Below are 16737 nucleotides of genomic sequence, written 5' to 3' on the forward strand. Positions count from 1 at the left end.
TTAATTAATTTTCGGTGAGATTAAGAAACAATTCTTCTAAGTTATTTTTAATCGTTACCTGATAAATACCAATGTTATTTTTCCGAAGCGAATCGACCAATACAGGGATTTGGGACTTTTCTTTTACTGAAACAGAAAGAAGGTGTTCTTCATGTTCTATCTTTTTTATTTCGAAGCCCATTTGAATCAGTTGATCATATGTACGATGTTTATCGTCTGTTTCAAGTTCGATCTGTAATTGATCTGATTGCGAATCGGTTAAAGCCTTAACAGTATCTTGAAAAAGCATCTTTCCTTCTCTAATAATGCCAACATGAGTACATGTTTTTTCAATTTCACTTAATAAATGACTTGATATAAAAATGGTGATACCATCTTTGTTCAATTTTTTTATTAATTCCCTCATTTCGATAATTCCCTTTGGGTCCAATCCATTTGTTGGCTCATCTAATATCAATAACTCTGGTTGTGAAAGTAGTGCTATTGCTAACCCTAAACGTTGTTTCATTCCTAAAGAAAAAGTTTTAACCTTTTTGTTTTTTACATGTAAAAGATTGACTGTTTCTAAAACTTCATCTATTCGATCTTTCTTGATATTTTCCCGATATGTAGAGGCAATACGCAAATTTTGTTTTGCACTTAAATGGTTGTAAAGAGATGGGTTTTCTATTAATGCCCCAATTTTTGATAGTGCATCAATTCTATGGTTTGCAAAAGGTTTTTCAAAAACTCTAATATTTCCTGAGTTTTTATTGAGTAAACCTAAGAGAAGTCTTATGGTAGTTGTTTTTCCTGAACCATTTGGACCTAAAAAACCATATATACTTCCTTTAGGGACTTCTAAGTCTAAACTATCGATATCTTTTTTAGATTTCGAATATGAGAAGTTAAGCTTTTCTGTTTGGACTATTAATTGACTCATTATCTATACATTTCCCAGAAGACGAATCAATGGGTAAGTTGTTACACTTATCATAATCACTTCAAGGAAATGTATAGTTTTATAAGTAGTATCAATTCATTCTTTTGATTTTCTTGTAGCAATCTCAATAAATAAAACTATTTCTTGTTTTTTAGTTGCTTTTTGGATAACCTGATAAAGTTTGATTGCTTTGCTATAATTTTTATTTTTTTCATATAACCAACCTAAAAAAAACATACTTGGAATATGATTTGGTTCCATTTTTAAGCATTCTAGATAATCAATTTCTGCATTTTTCAATTCGCTATTAGCGAAATACAAATTTGCTCTTTCCCAAAGTAATTCAGTTGTTTTATTTTTTGAAATAAGAGTAGTGATAGAATCTACTTTTGATTGACTATATTTCTTTTTCATGGCGAGAATAGATTGCTCCCTTAAGTTTTCAAAGAAAAGAAAATAGGCATCACATTTTTGAATTAAATTCTGTTGCATTTCAAAGAATATTTTTTTGCCAATGACCTTGCCTTGTTCATACTCAGAAATAGAAGAATTTTTATCAATAAGTTTATCTAATTCATTTCGATAATTACCAATATTTTGGCTAAAACAGTTTTCTAGCGTATTGATCCCTTTTTTATTGTTTTCTGTAAAACAGTTACAAACATCATTGCTGAGTTTTTCTTTATATTCTTGTCCATATATGGAAATAGAAATAAATAATAGAGATACAATAGAGAGAAAATTATTCATATTTTATTTTTGATACGTTCAAACGATTTACCTTTTGAATCGGTTTATACTATTACAGATTATATTTTATACTTTTTGTTTAGCTGCTTTTTGCTTTTTTCGTAATTTAAAATTTAAAAACTCTACTAATAGTGAGAACGCAATGGTAAAATAGAGGTATCCTTTTGGTATAGTACCAACTTCGCTTTCAAATATCTGAAGATGCGCTAGGTGTGCAGCTTCGGCGATAAGCATAAATCCAATAAGGATTAAAAATGAAAGCCCAAGTATCTGAATTGACGGGTGTTTGTTTACAAAGCGTCCTACAGGAGTTGCAAATATCATCATAATTAGTACGGATACTACTACAGCAATAATCATTATTATTAAAGCATCATTAGGATTATCACTTAATCCGTTTGTCATTCCTACTGCTGTAAGGATAGAATCAAAAGAAAAGACAACATTAATTAAGGTGATTTGTACAATCGCATTAGAAAGAGAAGAAGAACTTTTAGCTTGAATTTCTTTTTCTTCTTCACCTTTTTCATCGACTTTTTCATGAATTTCATGAACACTCTTATATAGAAGAAACATCCCACCTGCAAATAAAATTAAAGCCTGACCGCTAATACCAGCTTCTATCCAGGGAAGATTGATATGCCAGAAAGGGGCTTCCATGGCAACTAATAGTGATATACCAAATAATAGAACAACACGCATAAGCATAGCTAATAGTAATCCAATATTGGTTGCTTTTTTTTGTTGCTGATCCGGTAATTTGCTAGAGGCCAATGAAATAAATATGATATTGTCAATACCAAGAACAATTTCTAAAAATGTTAGTGTTAATAAGGCGACCCAGGCATCTGCAGATGTAAAAATTTCGAACATTATTTTATTTTTTTTGCGGTTCCACGTTGTTTATTAGTTGAATCTACTAATCCGTATTCAAAAGTGTAGATGTTTTTATCGGTTGTTAAGATTTTCATATGTATAGCTTTTTTCTCTGCCATATTTTTGGGAGACAATTTTTGTACAATATATTCACAATCATTAATCCATCGAATACTGGCTGTGTCAACCTTACCTCTGAAAAAATCAATTTCTATAGAATCATTGCGAATAAAAGTGGTTGTAACCAATTCACCATCCAGAAAAGTTTCAAATTCAAAAGTCCCTGTATGAAAATCTGTACAGTTGCGTTCTTGTTGGTAACAACTACTCATAAGTAGAGTAGAGAAAAATAGTAAAGCAAATCGCTTCATAATTGTTATAAATGAAAAACGAAAATAATTCTATTTCCAGAAAGTTAATAGAAAGGAAGAAAAAAGTTGTTAAGATTTTTTCATGTGATATGAACTAAAGGTACCATCGGTATAAAAAATAACAATTCTATCTATTTCATTTTCTGTAGAAATTACTCGAGAAATTTTTTCTAGTGGAGGAGTATTTGGGTCAGCTATTTTTTCTTCTGGTGATGACTGTGAAAATAAATCTTGTTTAGAAACTGTAACTGGAGGAGGTGTAGGTTGAGAAACAGTAGAGGTGTTTGACAAAGGAGTTTTTTTCTCAACAGAAACATTCTCAGATTTAGGAAATGTTCCTTTTCCATATAACAACCATTGTAAATCTACATCGGTATATGCATCAATAATCTTCATTACAAAATCAAGACTAGGCTTGTTTCGTCCGCTAAGAATATGAGAAATAGAGGAACGACCTACACCCATGTAATCTGCAAAGGATGAGGCAGATACAGCATGGTAATCCATTATTTTTTGGATTCTTTTGCCAAAATCTTTATTGTTTACCATTGTAAACTAGTTTAAGAGTAAATATTGGTTACAAAGGTAAACAAATTTGTTGAAAACACTGGTTTACAATTGTAAACTAGTAATATATAGTGTTAAATTATCTGTTTATATAAGTGTGTATAAATATCTGATTATTAGAATATTAATTAATATGGATAATTACCATTATTTTTTCTGTTAATAACTGAAATACATTTGGAAACATAGTAAGTATTACTGTTTAACTATGTAAACAAATAGATATATTTTGAATGTTTACAAATGTAAATTGATTGTTGTTACACTTGTAAACAGCACTCTAGTTTACAAGTGTAAATATTAATCTGATTTGTTATGAATCTTCGGTAAACTGTAGTAATTTCGTAGCTTTCTAAAACAAATTAATGGATACGCATATATTACAGAACTGGTTCGATACCTATAAAGAAGTTTCCTTATTTGGGCGTTATATTACTCTGGATCATATTTCTCCTTTATTAGATCTCTTGTCTTTAAAAACAGAAATTGAACAGATAGGATTTTCTGAGAATAATGCATCTATAGATCTCATTAAATTAGGTAGTGGATCTAAAAAACTTTTGTTTTGGTCGCAGATGCATGGTAATGAAAGTACAACAACAAAAGCTGTATTTGATCTCTTAAACTTCTTTACAGACGTCTCAAATGATTTGGCAAAAACTATTTTAAAAGAGTGTACAATATATATAATACCTATTTTAAGTCCCGATGGAGCAAAGGCATATACCAGACTTAATTTTAACCAGGTAGATCTTAATAGGGATGCACAGCAAAAAACACAAAAGGAGAGTATAGTATTTAGTAAACTAGTCGAGCGTATTCAACCAGATTTTGCGTTTAATCTTCATGGGCAACGTACTATTTTTAGTGCAGGAGAAACTAAGTATCCTGCTACTGTGTCTTTTTTATCTCCTGCAAGTGATTTAGAACGATCAATAACCCCGAGCCGTAAAATAGCTATGGAAATCATTGCTAAGATGAATACAGTGCTTCAACAATTTATTCCGAATCAAGTAGGGCGGTATGACGATGGTTTTAATTTAAATTGTGTAGGAGATACTTTAGCGAGTATGGGAATACCTACTATATTATTTGAAGCAGGGCACTACTCAAATGATTATGATCGTGAAATAACCAGAGAATATATATTTTATTCTCTTATAACCTCGATAGAATATATAACGACTACTCAAATTACAGGAGATAGATATAAAGATTATTTTTCAATACCAGAAAATGGAAAATGCTTCTATGATGTCATTATAAGAGATGTGATGTTAAAGGGTGAAAATGTAGATATAGCGGTTCAATACAGTGAAGAATTGATCAAAAATAGTGTGAAATTTATACCAAAAATTGTTAAAATTGGGGATCTTCAAAAATTTTATGGTCATAGAGAGATTATTGGCAAAAAAAGGGCAATATATAACGAAAACGTTACAGTAGAGATAGTTCCAGAGGCTATGCTGTTAAAATTTCACCTAAACTCTGAATTATTCTTAATAGAATCAACAAAAAGTTAAAATAAAATGTATGGAAACTGTATTTTTCTGCTAAATTTGCAATGTAAATAATCGGGAAAAATAATAAAAAAACAATATGGCAAAGTTTAAATTAGACGAAGTTGACCACCAAATTCTAGACATGTTGATCGAGAATACTCGTACACCATTTACAGATATCGCAAAAAAATTGTTGATTTCTGCGGGTACGGTACATGTGCGAGTTAAAAAAATGGAAGAAGCAGGTATTATTGAAGGATCTTCTTTAACATTAGACTATAAGAAATTGGGATATTCATTTATAGCATATGTTGGAATTTATCTTCAAAATACTTCGCAAACCAAATTCGTCTTAGAAAGGATTAATGAAATACCATTTGTAACGGTTGCTCATATTACAACAGGAAAGTTTAATATTTTCTGTAAAGTAAGAGCTAAAGATACGAATCATGCTAAGGAGATCATTTTTAAACTAGATGATATTGATGGCGTATATCGTACCGAAACTATGATTTCATTAGAAGAGAGTATTAATGATAAGAAACGATTAATGCACTCTATTTTTCAGGATTTATAAAGGGAATGTACTAAACAAATATAGAATAAGCCCTTTAAGAAAACCTTAAAGGGCTTATTAATTAATAACCTTTTAATAACCCATATGGCAAGATGTGCTAAACAAGTTTTATCTGCTATATCACTAACAAGAATACATATTAACCATAAACAAGTACCACCACACCAATGGCTAGAAAACCAAAAATTGAACGTTTTAATGAAAACGTTCTTGCTAAGTACCAGATATACAATAGTATATTTATAACATTACCTTTTGATACTATAAGTAACACCGGGGTTTTATTACCACTGTTTAAAGAAGTATGCGAAAAAGGCTATGATCAACACAAAAATCCTACAGAAATCGTAGAAGACTTTTTTTTATTATACCAGGATAATCCTGAGTCAAAAGAAAAGCATGATTTGCTATTTAGGTTTATTCAGTATATCGAACGTCAAGTTGTATTGTTTGATGCAATAGAAGATGCTGCCTTTCCTATAGTGAACAATATGGATGGTAGAGGGACTTTAAGAAGTATCAAAGAAGAAGCCCAGGCAAAAGGTAAATTAGAAGAGTTAAAAGATTATCTAAGGAGGTTTAAGATTCGTCCTACCTTAACAGCCCATCCTACACAGTTTTATCCAGGAACAGTACTCGGGATTATTCATGATTTAGACGCGGCAATTCGTAATAATGATTCACCTAGAATAAAAAAACTACTAGCTCAGCTAGGTAAAACAGCTTTTTTTAAGAAAGAAAAACCAACACCTTATGATGAAGCAGTAAGCTTGATCTGGTATTTAGAAAACGTATTTTATCATTCTGCAGGAACCATATATAATTATGTCCAGCAAAATATATTTGAAGGAGAAGATCTCGAAAATGACTTAATTAATTTAGGATTCTGGCCAGGAGGAGATAGAGACGGAAACCCATTTGTAACCACAGAGATTACTTTAAAAGTAGCAAAACGATTACGAAAAACAATTTTGATCAATTATTACCGTGATATCCGAGCATTAAAACGAAGAATTACTTTTGGTAACCTTCAGGATAAAATAGCGGTCTTAGAAAATGCATTGTATGATAACTTTTATTATGCAAAAACCGCAGAACCATTATCGATAGAAACATTAATGAATGGATTGCTCGAGATTAGAGAAGAATTAATAAAAGAGCATCAATCTTTATTTCTTGAGGACCTGCAAGATCTAATTAATAAGGTGAAAATTTTTGGTTTTCATTTCGGAACACTTGATGTTCGACAAGATTCAAGAGTTCATCATAAAGTACTTACAGAAGTTGTACAGAAAACGAATGAATTGGGACTAGATATTTTCCCCAAACAGTATGAATCTTTTTCTGAAAAAGAACAGGTTAGTGTGCTTTCTACTATTAAAGGAAAATTAGACCCTTCTGTTTTTGATGATGATATAACAAGAGCAACAATAGAATCTATTTATGCGATAAAAACGATACAGCAAAATAATGGAGAACGAGCAGCGAATCGTTATATTATTAGTAATAATGGAAGTGAACTTAATATAGTAGAGACATTTGCTTTAATAAAGCTTTGTGATTGGGAGTTCCCTACGGTAGATGTAATTCCTCTTTTTGAAACAGTACCAGATTTACAGGTTTCGCACCAGGTAATGGAGTCTTTATATACTAATCCAGAATATATGGAGCACTTAAAACGCCGTGGAATGAAACAAACTATTATGCTTGGTTTTTCTGATGGAACCAAGGATGGAGGATATCTTATGGCGAATTGGGGAATCTTTAAAGCAAAAGAAGCATTAACTGAAATTTCTAGAAAATATAATGTAAAAGTTATATTTTTTGATGGTAGAGGTGGACCACCTGCAAGAGGAGGAGGAAATACAAATCAGTTTTATGCATCTCTTGGCCCAACAATCGAAGATGAGGAAATTCAATTAACTGTTCAGGGGCAGACGATTAGTTCTAATTTTGGGACATTGGATTCTTGTCAGTATAATTTAGAACAATTATTAGGAGCCGGAGTAGAAAATGAATTAACAAGTAACGAGGGTAATCTTTTTTCTGCAGAGAATAAGCAAACTATGCAAAAGCTTGCTGATATAAGTTATCAAACTTATGTTGATTTTAAAAATCACCCTAAATTTCTTCCGTACCTGGAGCATATGAGTACATTAAAGTATTATGGGAAAGCAAATATTGGTAGCCGACCTTCTAAAAGAAGTAAAAGCGCGACTTTAGATTTTGGTGATTTAAGAGCAATACCTTTTGTTGGAAGTTGGAGCCAGTTAAAACAAAATGTCCCTGGCTTTTATGGAGTAGGAACAGCTCTAAAAGTATTTGAAGAAAATGGAGAATTTGATAAAGTAATGTCTCTGTATAAAGGTTCACCATTTTTTAGAACGTTGATAGGTAATAGTATGATGAGTCTTACTAAGTCCTTTTTTGAATTAACTTCTTATATGAAAGAAGATGAAGAGTATGGTGCATTTTGGGATATCATTCATAACGAATACTTGTTAACCAAACGATTGTTATTTAAGTTAACGGGGTATTCAGAGTTAATGCAAAACGAGCCGGCAGGAAAAGCATCTATCGATATTAGAGAAAATATCGTATTGCCTCTGCTCACGATACAGCAATATGCATTGAAGAAAATTCAGGATTTAAATAAAAATAAAGACGCAAAACCAGAAGATGTTGCAATTTATGAGAAGATGGTAACTCGCTCTTTGTTTGGGAATATTAATGCTAGTCGTAATTCGGCATGATTTTTTAATAAAGTACTGTTAAGGATATTATATTATGAAGCTGGAATGATTAAATTTCAGCTTCATTGTTTAACTCATATTATACTTTATGGCAAAGTTTTATAGTGTAATGTGAGTTTATATATTATTACAAATAAATTTAAATTTAATCTATATCTAATACACTATGGTATCACAGTTAAAAGAAGGAGAATTTAACCCGTATTATGAAACATATATTGCTAAAGCCGGATCGCCAGATATTGTAAAGGGGTTAGAAAGTAGTCAAAAAGAATTTGTTGATTTTGTACAATCCATTCCTGATGAAAAACTTACTCATGCCTATGCAAAAGATAAATGGACTGTAGCAGAGGTGTTGCAACATGTAATTGATGGAGAACGTATTTTTGCATATCGTGCTTTGCGTTTTGCAAGGAATGATAAAACGCCAATTATGGGTTTTGAACAAGATGATTATGTTCCGTATTCAAATGCGAATAATTATAGTAAAGAAGAATTGATTTCAGATTTTCAATCTGCGAGAAATAACTCTATTTCATTATTCAAAAGCTTCACTGGTGAAATGTTAACCAGAATAGGAGAGGCGAGTGGTAGCCCTATGAGTTCAAGAGCTGCAGGATATATATTAATAGGACATCAAAAACATCATTTTGAGGTTATAAAAGAAAGATATTTATAAGTATGACAAAAGAAGAAGTTGCTCAGAATTACTTATCGTTTTTAGAAAAAAATGAAGTGAATAAAGTTGTTGGTTTATTTGCCGACGACGGAATTGTTGAATCTCCATTGTATGGAACAATGCCAGCCAGTAAATTTTATAAGGCTTTGGCAGATGATACCACTACTTCAAAATTAAAATTTGATGGTTTGTTTTTTGAAAAAAACTCCAATAGAATTTCACTGCTCTTTGATTTTGACTGGGAATTAAAAGACGGAAAAAGAGTGGTCTTCAAAGTAGTAGATATTATAGTGCTCAATTCAGAAAATGAGATTCAAAAACTTACTATTATTTATGATACCGTTCATAGTAGGTCAGCAATAGAAGCGTTAAAAAAGTAGTGCAATAGATTTATAATAAGTTGGTTAGAGTTTTTGGTTCTAGCTCGTGTCCTCCTGGATGAGTTCTAAATTCAATCTGAGGTAATATTTGCTGCACCCGTACTTTCTCGGCTTCAACTTTTTCGATTTCAAAAAAAGGATCTTTTTCTCCCAGAATATGAGTGATTCTTGTCTGATCAGTTAGAAAAGAAAAATCTTCTCTGGATAATTCTTTAGGAAAACCACCAGATATCATAACCAGGGCGTCACAATTTATTTTACGGCTGGCAACCCATCTACTGGCGATACTTACACCTTGGGAGTACCCTAAGACAATTAGCCTGGCATGCTCAGGGACTTCTTCAGATGACAATATTGCATCAACATATCGTAATACATTTTTGGTCTCTACCATAGTGTTTTCTTTGGTTAGCCAACTAGAGCCGACTCTTCTGTAATTATCACCTTTGTAATATTTAGAAGGAGCCTGCGGTGCAATAAAATAATTATCTTCTTTATTAAGGCTTTCAAACAACCGTATAAAATATCTACTTAAGTATCCGATCCCATGAAAAACTAGCCAAACATTTTTAGTACCAGGGTGTAAATTATTAAGTGTAGAATATGTGTTTGTAGCAGTATAAGAAATTTCTTTTTCAGTAGCACTCATGTGATATATGATAATAGATCTTTTGTATTTAATTAAGATGAAACCAATCGTCGATAATCGGCCACAAGATATCTCGATTTTTTGTCCTAAAAAAATCAAAGTGACCAATAGTTTTTAGGTTAAAATCTCTTGGTTTTAGATGTTTTCTAGTCACTTTAGCATTTTTGTATACGCGTTCACCCAAAATGTCTACCGATTTTTTGGGAGCAAACAAGTCATCATCAATACTTAATAAAAGCATAGGTTCTTTGATTTCTTTATAATATGTGCTAGTATCTTTTTGGGTAAAATACAGCATCGAATCCGGGTGCAATAAAAAAATAGCCCAATCTTTGGCTACTCTGGTGGTTAAGGGGTTTCCTAATCCAAACCAACCAGAAGGGTAGTATTCTAAGAGTGATGTGGTAAGCGGTACAAAGAACTTAAAATTAAGGTAGATGAGTATTCTCATTTTTAAAGTGAAATGCTTGTAAAATCCAAATTGAGAAGCTACAGTAAAGTATTTATCGTAATATTGATATGCATCGCTAAAGCCTACACTATTACCACCATAACTATGGCCGATCATGTATTGTTCGTTTTTAGGAAATTCTTCTTTGGCATGTTTAGAAACTGATTTAAAATCCTGTGCCCAGAATAAAAAACCATGTTCTTTTAAAGATTGAATGCTTTGAGAAAGAGAATCTCCAATTCCGCGATAGTCAAAAGTAAATACATTACATCCCTTGGTAGCGAGATATTTTGCAAGAGGAAAATAAATTTTTTGAGGAACTGCCACCGCAGGAGCAAAAACTACTGTTTTGCGATTAGGAGATCTAGGAACAAATTCATGTACCGAAATTGGGTAACCGTCAAAAGAACGAATAGTGTATGATTCCATGTTTTATTGATTTAATATTGCCGTTTCTGTTCTTTCCATGGCATTGTTAAGGTACTTTGGGTCGTCATAAATCTGCGTTAATAAGATACCTCCTTCAATATCCTGTACCATTTGTTCTGCCAGTAGTAATGCTTTTTCTGTTGAGTGATGTACTTCAAACAGTTGTTGTAGGCCTAAAATAAAATCCTTAAAAAATGATTGTATTTCTTTTTTATATATGGGGTCGAGGTGAATGGTTTCTAATGCTGTATTTGCCATAATACATCCACCATCTGAAGCTCTGAATAATTTGTCCAGAAGTAGCTTCATTTTTAACACTTTTTCGTTAAGAGTTAAAGTATTACTTTCAATAATCCTAAATAGATTGTAATTAAAATAACTGTGAACAGTTGCAAGAACTTCTCTAATTAGATCTTCTTTATTGCTGAAATAATAATAAAAATGAGACTTCTGTATACCGCAAGCTTTAGAAAGTTCACTCATACTACTGTTTTGAACTCCTCGAGAGCGCAGGATAGGGATTATCTTTTTTAGAACTTCTTCTTTGGATGTTTTTGATTTCGGCATTTTATTGAACGTTCGTTAAAATAATAATCAAATATAGTTAGAATTATTAAATAGCATTGTATATTTTTGGTTTAAATTATTAAGCTTATGAATTTGACACAGACAGAAGTGCTGGAACAATGCGCTAAGATGTGTAAAAACACTTTAATGGAAACTTTAGAGATTTCTTTCTGTGAAGTTGGTAAAGACTACCTTGTTGCTAAAATGCCAGTGACTCCCAGGGTGCATCAGCCAGATGGTGTTTTACACGGGGGAGCTATGGTAGCACTTGCAGAGAGTGTAGGGAGTGCAGCATCATTTATTTTTCTTAATGCTAAAGATTTTTATATAAGAGGAATAGAGATTTCTGCAAATCATGTAAAGAGTGTTAAGCAGGGCTATGTGTTTGCGAAAGCAGAAATTCTACATCAAGGCCGTACTACTCAGTTATGGGATATAAAGATAAAGGATGAAGAAGGTAACTTGGTTTCCATAGTTAAGTTGACGACTATTGCGCTTCCTAAAACCAAATAGTATGGACATAGGGGATGTTTATGCTAAAATTGAAGAGCAGTTAGGTCAAAATCTACCTTTTGTGGTATATAGAAAAGCTGATTCTATGACGCTACATGCTGTTTTTCAAGAAAATAATCAGGTATACGAAGTAGAAGATTATACTGTTTCGGGATTTGTTTTTGCTCCTTTTGATAATGCTCATAAAGCCGTTATTATTCCTTCAGAAAAAAGTGACTATTGCACTGCTACCATTTTATCACAAACCATAAGTAGTGAAAAAAGAACTTCAGGAACAATAGATAATGCTCTTTTGGTAGAATCTGAAGCTCAAAAAAAACATATTGAGCTTGTAAAAAAGGGTATTGAGGCAATACAATCTGATCGTTTTAAAAAAGTAGTATTATCTCGAAAAGAGGAGGTTTCGATATCAGATTCTTTTAGTAGTCTACATATATTTAAAAATCTAATACACTATTATCCAAAAGCTTTTGTGTACCTATGGTGCCATCCAAAAATTGGTACATGGATGGGGGCGACTCCAGAAACCTTGATTCGGGTAAAAAATAATAATTTTTTCACTATGGCTCTGGCCGGTACTCAACCTTATATAGATACTATAAATGTCGATTGGGGGACTAAAGAATTAGTAGAGCAGGAAATGGTTACTTCTTTTGTTACGAATAAATTATCTTCAATTATTAATGATATACAACACTCTAAAACTTATACGCATAAAGCCGGTACACTTTTGCATCTGCGTACCGATATTAGTGGGGTTTTGGATAATGAAAACTCAAGAATTGAAAAAATAATTGAAGTATTGCATCCCACTCCTGCGGTTTGCGGGCTTCCTAAAGACGAGGCTAAATCTTTTATTCTAGCTACAGAAGGGTATAATCGTAAGTATTATACTGGTTTTATGGGAGAACTAAATATGAATGAAGATGGTATTATTAAATCAAATTTGTTTGTAAACCTTCGTTGTATGGAGTTGAGTAATGGTAAAGCTATTCTTTATGTGGGAGGAGGAATCACAAAAGATTCTGATCCAGAGAAAGAATGGGAGGAAACTGTGAAGAAAACAGAGACAATGAAAAGAGTTTTGTTGTAATCAGGGTTAAATTATTTAAAATTCTGGTGTAAATTAGATCGATATTGTAATTTAGCGATTCGAATGAAGAAACGCTTATATTCAAAAATTCCTTTAGCACAATCTATTGTTACCTTATGCGAAGCAAAAGGAATTACCCATATTGTTATTTCGCCGGGATCTCGTAATGCACCGCTAATAATTGGTTTTAGTGAACATCCCGATATGCAATGTTATAGTATCGTAGATGAACGATGTGCTGCATTTTTTGCATTAGGTATTGCACAACAAATCCAAAAACCAGTTGCTTTGATCTGTTCTTCGGGTAGCGCGTTGTTAAACTATTATCCAGCAATTTCAGAAGCATTTTATAGCGATATACCATTAGTGGTTCTAAGTGCAGATCGCCCTATTGAAAGAATTGATATTGGAGACGGACAAACGATTCGTCAAAAAAATGTATTTGAAAACCATATTTTGTACTCGGCCAATTTATATTCTGAAGTGGTTGCAGAAACAAAAATTGATGACCCCAAAGTACGCCAAAAACACCATGAAGCTCAAAAACATAATGAAAGAGAAATCAATCTGGCGCTAAATAAAGCGATAGAACGAAAAGGACCAGTGCATATTAATGTACCTTTTTATGAGCCTTTATATGATAAACTAGAGCATCCTACTATTGTTTCTAGAAATATCCCGGTAGAAAAGCCACATCATCAGTTTTCTGAAGATTTACAATCAGAAATGCGTGAAGAGTGGAACCTGGCAAAACGTAAAATGGTACTGATAGGTGTTAATTCACCAGGTACAGTTGAGCAAAAATGGATAGAATATTTTGCCGATGATCCTTCGGTCTTGGTACTCACAGAAACAACGTCTAATATTCATCATGAGTCTCATATTAATTGTATTGATCAATTGATTTCTACTTTGAATGAGAACGAATTTAAAGCATTGCAGCCAGATATTCTTTTAACTATTGGAGGTATGGTTGTTTCTAAACGAATCAAAGCATTTTTGCGACAATATCAACCAAAATCGCACTGGCATATTGATTCGAAAAAGGCATACGATACCTATTTTTGTCTTACAGAGCACATAAAATTGCAACCTAATGTATTTTTCTCGCGTTTTTTTCAAAAAAAGAAGAGCATCGATAGTACTTATAAATCTTTTTGGATTTCTATTAGAGATCATCGCAGATTGAAACATGCAGCATATCTTGATAAAATCCCTTTTACAGATCTTAAAGCGTTTGAAGTTATTTTTAATAGTATTACAGATGGGCAGATGATACAGTTAAGTAATAGTTCTACTGTTCGTTATGCGCAACTCTTTACACTAAATCCAACTTTTCAGGTGTTTTGTAATAGAGGAACAAGCGGTATCGATGGAAGCACATCTACTGCCATTGGTGCAGCTCTTGCTTCGGGGGCGCCTACAACTTTGATAACGGGAGATCTAAGCTTTTTTTACGATAGTAATGGGTTATGGAATGAGTATATTCCTTCAAATTTCAAAATTATTGTTATTAATAATGAAGGAGGAGGGATATTCAGAATTTTACCCGGAAAAGAAGAAAGTGTTAATTTTGAAACATATTTTGAAACGACACATCATCTTACAGCAATACATTTATGTAAAATGTTTGGTTTTGAATATCATACTGCGCATACGCTTGAAGAATTAATTCATGAATCTAAAAAAGTATACGAAAATGATCATATGCCCCAACTGCTTGAAGTTTTTACGCCTCGAAAAGAAAATGATAGTACTTTGATCGATTATTTTAGGCATTTTGTCTAATTTCCTTGTTTTAATATACTTTGCAGATGAATTATTAATGAATAATTCATCTATATTTGATCTGGAAAAAAAAGTGAACTAAAAACCTAAAAACACATTTATCCTATGAGTAAAAGAGATGAATTAATCACAAAATACGCCGCAGATATCAAAGATAAAATTGGTCAGACTCCAGATATGGATCTTTTAACCATGGTTACTATTGGATGTGGGCCTTCAATTTACAATGCAGATGCTGCTACAGTATCTGGTTCGGATCAAAGTGAATTAGATACCGTAAAGAAAAACTTTTTAATCAATAAACTTGGTCTTTCTGATGGACCAAAGTTAGATGAAGGTATTGCTTCTGTCATTGAAGCTTATGGTAAATCAAATCGTAATAAGTATAGAGCGGTTGTTTATTATCTTTTGACAAAACATTTCGGAAAAGAATCTGTTTATAAATAATATACGATTTTTACTGCAGAAAAAGGTGTCCATGATCATGGGCACCTTTTTTTGTTGAATTTAGATAAACAGGAGAATTAAAGAATTATCTTTGCGCAAAAAAATAGAGACATGCTTAAGCTTGGGGAATACAATATGTTAGAGATTGTTAGGGAAAGAGAACAAGGAATTTACCTTTGTGACGAAGAAGGGGATGAAGTGTTATTACCTAATAAGTATGTGCCAGAACAATTTCAAATAAGAGATGTTTTAAAGGTGTTTGTGTATTTGGATAGCTCAGAACGTATTGTTGCTACTACCTTAGAACCTTTTGCGACTGTAAAATCTTTTGCTTATTTAAAATGTACAAACGTATCAGGAATTGGTGCTTTTCTGGATTGGGGATTAGAAAAAGATCTTTTTGTTCCGTTTAGAGAACAATCTTCAAAAATGAGAGTAGGTAGCTGGTATCTCGTTTATGTTTACCTCGATGAAGAAACTAATCGACTTGTTGCATCAAGTAAGACCAATGCTTTTTTAGATAATTCTTTGGTTTTACTATCATCGTATGATGAGGTTGATCTTATCGCTTCTCATCCTTCGCCACAAGGATGGAACATGATTGTAAATCAAAAACATTTGGGGTTAGTATATAGCGATGAAATTTTTCAAAAGATCACACCGGGAGATCAGCTTAAAGGGTTTGTGAAAAAAGTTCGCCCTGATGGTAAAATAGATCTTACATTACAACGACATGGATTTAGAGGAATAGAACCAAATGCAGAGCAGATTTTAAAAGAATTAAAATTGAGTGGTGGTTTTATTGATCTGAATGATAAATCTGATCCAGAAGATATTAAAGAAGTTTTTCAATTAAGTAAGAAAAGTTTTAAAAAAGCTATTGGATCGTTGTATAAACTCAGAAAAATTGTTATCGAAAAAGAAGGAATACGTTTGGTAGAGTAGGACAAAAATATACACTACAGTTATAGTTAAAGGAAAAGCTAATTTTTATTTGTTTTATTTGGATTAAATCTAAATAAAAAGTATTTTAGCCGCCGTTAATTATGGAATTAATTTTTTCTTCAACATACTACTCCTCTTATCAATCATCAACAGAGCGATGTTATTATATCGATTTTGGCCATAAAATGGTTAAAATTTCTTTCTGTCAATTGCTTAGCTTAAGATATAAGGCAAAACAAATGTCTACATTTGACTATATAGACGATTTGCTTAATCATAATGACACCGTATTATTATCGTTATGCGATAAAGAACATTTAATTTTATTAGACACATTAATGGTGCTGGATTTTGTAGATCTTATGAAAGGAACATTTGCAATGATAGAATTAAATGCTATGCTGGTGTCATGATATTTTAATATTAGATTTAGACTTACTATAAATTGAGTGTCGATTAAGTTTTACATCTAGATTTT

General features: G+C 32.1%; 19 protein-coding genes. 11 read left to right on the top strand and 8 right to left on the bottom strand.

The genetic code is table 11. From position 1 onward, the window contains the following. Positions 1 to 4: 4 nt before the first annotated feature. From Z053_RS0103510 to Z053_RS0103530, 5 genes are all read right to left on the bottom strand, one after another. Positions 5 to 922 carry an ABC transporter ATP-binding protein gene (locus Z053_RS0103510; RefSeq protein ID WP_025663650.1) on the bottom strand — a complete coding sequence of 306 codons (918 nt, stop codon included), beginning with the start codon at positions 920 to 922 and terminating at the stop codon, positions 5 to 7. 96 nt (positions 923 to 1018) lie between these two features. After that, positions 1019 to 1672 (bottom strand): tetratricopeptide repeat protein, encoded by a 654-nt coding sequence (locus tag Z053_RS0103515; RefSeq protein ID WP_025663651.1) that lies wholly within the window; start codon positions 1670 to 1672, stop codon positions 1019 to 1021. A 66-nt stretch (positions 1673 to 1738) separates the two neighbouring features. After that, a complete protein-coding gene (locus tag Z053_RS0103520) occupies positions 1739 to 2545 on the bottom strand; it encodes a TerC family protein (RefSeq protein WP_025663652.1) in 807 nt (268 codons plus the stop codon). After that, the gene (locus Z053_RS0103525; RefSeq protein ID WP_025663653.1) at positions 2545 to 2919 is read right to left on the bottom strand and encodes a hypothetical protein; all 375 of its coding nucleotides are present in this window, start codon (positions 2917 to 2919) and stop codon (positions 2545 to 2547) included. The genes Z053_RS0103520 and Z053_RS0103525 overlap by 1 nt, the downstream gene beginning before the upstream one ends. Before the next feature lie 69 nt (positions 2920 to 2988). Then, a complete protein-coding gene (locus Z053_RS0103530) occupies positions 2989 to 3468 on the bottom strand; it encodes a helix-turn-helix domain-containing protein (protein WP_025663654.1) in 480 nt (159 codons plus the stop codon). A 383-nt stretch (positions 3469 to 3851) separates the two neighbouring features. Between Z053_RS0103530 and Z053_RS0103535 the strand changes: the two genes are divergently transcribed. The 5 genes from Z053_RS0103535 to Z053_RS32240 all read left to right on the top strand — a co-directional run bounded on the left by Z053_RS0103535 (position 3852) and on the right by Z053_RS32240 (position 9377). Next, complete coding sequence (locus Z053_RS0103535; RefSeq protein WP_025663655.1) at positions 3852 to 5009, top strand: M14 family zinc carboxypeptidase; 1158 nt, start codon at positions 3852 to 3854, stop codon at positions 5007 to 5009. A gap of 76 nt (positions 5010 to 5085) precedes the next feature. After that, positions 5086 to 5565, top strand: a complete 480-nt coding sequence (locus Z053_RS0103540; RefSeq protein WP_025663656.1) for an Lrp/AsnC family transcriptional regulator — start codon at positions 5086 to 5088, stop codon at positions 5563 to 5565. A gap of 167 nt (positions 5566 to 5732) precedes the next feature. Then, complete coding sequence (locus Z053_RS0103545) at positions 5733 to 8318, top strand: phosphoenolpyruvate carboxylase (protein ID WP_025663657.1); 2586 nt, start codon at positions 5733 to 5735, stop codon at positions 8316 to 8318. 166 nt (positions 8319 to 8484) lie between these two features. Beyond that, a complete protein-coding gene (locus Z053_RS0103550; RefSeq protein WP_025663658.1) occupies positions 8485 to 8997 on the top strand; it encodes a DinB family protein in 513 nt (170 codons plus the stop codon). Between the two features lie 2 nt (positions 8998 to 8999). Beyond that, positions 9000 to 9377, top strand: coding sequence for a nuclear transport factor 2-like protein (locus tag Z053_RS32240; RefSeq protein ID WP_025663659.1), 378 nt, complete (start codon positions 9000 to 9002; stop codon positions 9375 to 9377). 10 nt (positions 9378 to 9387) lie between these two features. Here Z053_RS32240 and Z053_RS0103560 read toward each other — a convergent pair whose 3' ends face one another. From Z053_RS0103560 to Z053_RS0103570, 3 genes are read right to left on the bottom strand one after another with little or no spacing between them, the layout of a single operon-like run. Continuing rightward, positions 9388 to 10026 carry an alpha/beta hydrolase gene (locus tag Z053_RS0103560; RefSeq protein ID WP_025663660.1) on the bottom strand — a complete coding sequence of 213 codons (639 nt, stop codon included), beginning with the start codon at positions 10024 to 10026 and terminating at the stop codon, positions 9388 to 9390. Between the two features lie 28 nt (positions 10027 to 10054). Further along, positions 10055 to 10906, bottom strand: coding sequence for an alpha/beta hydrolase family protein (locus Z053_RS0103565; protein WP_025663661.1), 852 nt, complete (start codon positions 10904 to 10906; stop codon positions 10055 to 10057). Positions 10907 to 10909: 3 nt separating this feature from the next. Continuing rightward, positions 10910 to 11473, bottom strand: coding sequence for a TetR/AcrR family transcriptional regulator (locus tag Z053_RS0103570; RefSeq protein WP_025663662.1), 564 nt, complete (start codon positions 11471 to 11473; stop codon positions 10910 to 10912). A gap of 87 nt (positions 11474 to 11560) precedes the next feature. On the opposite strand from Z053_RS0103570, the gene Z053_RS0103575 reads away from it, so the two are divergent. The 6 genes from Z053_RS0103575 to Z053_RS0103600 all read left to right on the top strand — a co-directional run bounded on the left by Z053_RS0103575 (position 11561) and on the right by Z053_RS0103600 (position 16672). Next, positions 11561 to 11986, top strand: a complete 426-nt coding sequence (locus tag Z053_RS0103575; RefSeq protein WP_025663663.1) for a PaaI family thioesterase — start codon at positions 11561 to 11563, stop codon at positions 11984 to 11986. Position 11987: 1 nt separating this feature from the next. Further along, a complete protein-coding gene (locus tag Z053_RS0103580; RefSeq protein ID WP_035094909.1) occupies positions 11988 to 13079 on the top strand; it encodes a chorismate-binding protein in 1092 nt (363 codons plus the stop codon). A gap of 63 nt (positions 13080 to 13142) precedes the next feature. Further along, positions 13143 to 14867 carry a 2-succinyl-5-enolpyruvyl-6-hydroxy-3-cyclohexene-1-carboxylic-acid synthase gene (menD, locus tag Z053_RS0103585; RefSeq protein WP_025663665.1) on the top strand — a complete coding sequence of 575 codons (1725 nt, stop codon included), beginning with the start codon at positions 13143 to 13145 and terminating at the stop codon, positions 14865 to 14867. 105 nt (positions 14868 to 14972) lie between these two features. Further along, a complete protein-coding gene (locus tag Z053_RS0103590; protein ID WP_025663666.1) occupies positions 14973 to 15314 on the top strand; it encodes a DUF2853 family protein in 342 nt (113 codons plus the stop codon). Positions 15315 to 15425: 111 nt separating this feature from the next. Beyond that, complete coding sequence (locus tag Z053_RS0103595; protein ID WP_025663667.1) at positions 15426 to 16259, top strand: CvfB family protein; 834 nt, start codon at positions 15426 to 15428, stop codon at positions 16257 to 16259. Between the two features lie 101 nt (positions 16260 to 16360). Next, positions 16361 to 16672: a hypothetical protein gene (locus tag Z053_RS0103600; RefSeq protein WP_025663668.1), complete on the top strand. Its 312-nt coding sequence runs from the start codon at positions 16361 to 16363 to the stop codon at positions 16670 to 16672. Positions 16673 to 16737 lie beyond the last annotated feature (65 nt).

The sequence above is a fragment of the Aquimarina megaterium XH134 genome, from assembly GCF_000520975.1.
Taxonomy (GTDB): domain Bacteria; phylum Bacteroidota; class Bacteroidia; order Flavobacteriales; family Flavobacteriaceae; genus Aquimarina; species Aquimarina megaterium.

Excerpts from the sequence above, each read along its gene's own strand:
- menD (WP_025663665.1), top strand. The coding sequence starts at position 13,143 with ATGAAGAAACGCTTATATTCAAAAATTCCTTTAGCACAATCTATTGTT.
- Z053_RS0103525 (WP_025663653.1), bottom strand. The coding sequence starts at position 2,919 with ATGAAGCGATTTGCTTTACTATTTTTCTCTACTCTACTTATGAGTAGT.
- Z053_RS0103545 (WP_025663657.1), top strand. The coding sequence starts at position 5,733 with ATGGCTAGAAAACCAAAAATTGAACGTTTTAATGAAAACGTTCTTGCT.
- Z053_RS32240 (WP_025663659.1), top strand. The coding sequence starts at position 9,000 with ATGACAAAAGAAGAAGTTGCTCAGAATTACTTATCGTTTTTAGAAAAA.
- Z053_RS0103570 (WP_025663662.1), bottom strand. The coding sequence starts at position 11,473 with ATGCCGAAATCAAAAACATCCAAAGAAGAAGTTCTAAAAAAGATAATC.
- Z053_RS0103560 (WP_025663660.1), bottom strand. The coding sequence starts at position 10,026 with ATGAGTGCTACTGAAAAAGAAATTTCTTATACTGCTACAAACACATAT.
- Z053_RS0103535 (WP_025663655.1), top strand. The coding sequence starts at position 3,852 with ATGGATACGCATATATTACAGAACTGGTTCGATACCTATAAAGAAGTT.
- Z053_RS0103565 (WP_025663661.1), bottom strand. The coding sequence starts at position 10,906 with ATGGAATCATACACTATTCGTTCTTTTGACGGTTACCCAATTTCGGTA.
- Z053_RS0103590 (WP_025663666.1), top strand. The coding sequence starts at position 14,973 with ATGAGTAAAAGAGATGAATTAATCACAAAATACGCCGCAGATATCAAA.
- Z053_RS0103520 (WP_025663652.1), bottom strand. The coding sequence starts at position 2,545 with ATGTTCGAAATTTTTACATCTGCAGATGCCTGGGTCGCCTTATTAACA.
- Z053_RS0103515 (WP_025663651.1), bottom strand. The coding sequence starts at position 1,672 with ATGAATAATTTTCTCTCTATTGTATCTCTATTATTTATTTCTATTTCC.
- Z053_RS0103575 (WP_025663663.1), top strand. The coding sequence starts at position 11,561 with ATGAATTTGACACAGACAGAAGTGCTGGAACAATGCGCTAAGATGTGT.
- Z053_RS0103600 (WP_025663668.1), top strand. The coding sequence starts at position 16,361 with ATGGAATTAATTTTTTCTTCAACATACTACTCCTCTTATCAATCATCA.
- Z053_RS0103595 (WP_025663667.1), top strand. The coding sequence starts at position 15,426 with ATGCTTAAGCTTGGGGAATACAATATGTTAGAGATTGTTAGGGAAAGA.
- Z053_RS0103510 (WP_025663650.1), bottom strand. The coding sequence starts at position 922 with ATGAGTCAATTAATAGTCCAAACAGAAAAGCTTAACTTCTCATATTCG.
- Z053_RS0103540 (WP_025663656.1), top strand. The coding sequence starts at position 5,086 with ATGGCAAAGTTTAAATTAGACGAAGTTGACCACCAAATTCTAGACATG.
- Z053_RS0103550 (WP_025663658.1), top strand. The coding sequence starts at position 8,485 with ATGGTATCACAGTTAAAAGAAGGAGAATTTAACCCGTATTATGAAACA.
- Z053_RS0103530 (WP_025663654.1), bottom strand. The coding sequence starts at position 3,468 with ATGGTAAACAATAAAGATTTTGGCAAAAGAATCCAAAAAATAATGGAT.
- Z053_RS0103580 (WP_035094909.1), top strand. The coding sequence starts at position 11,988 with ATGGACATAGGGGATGTTTATGCTAAAATTGAAGAGCAGTTAGGTCAA.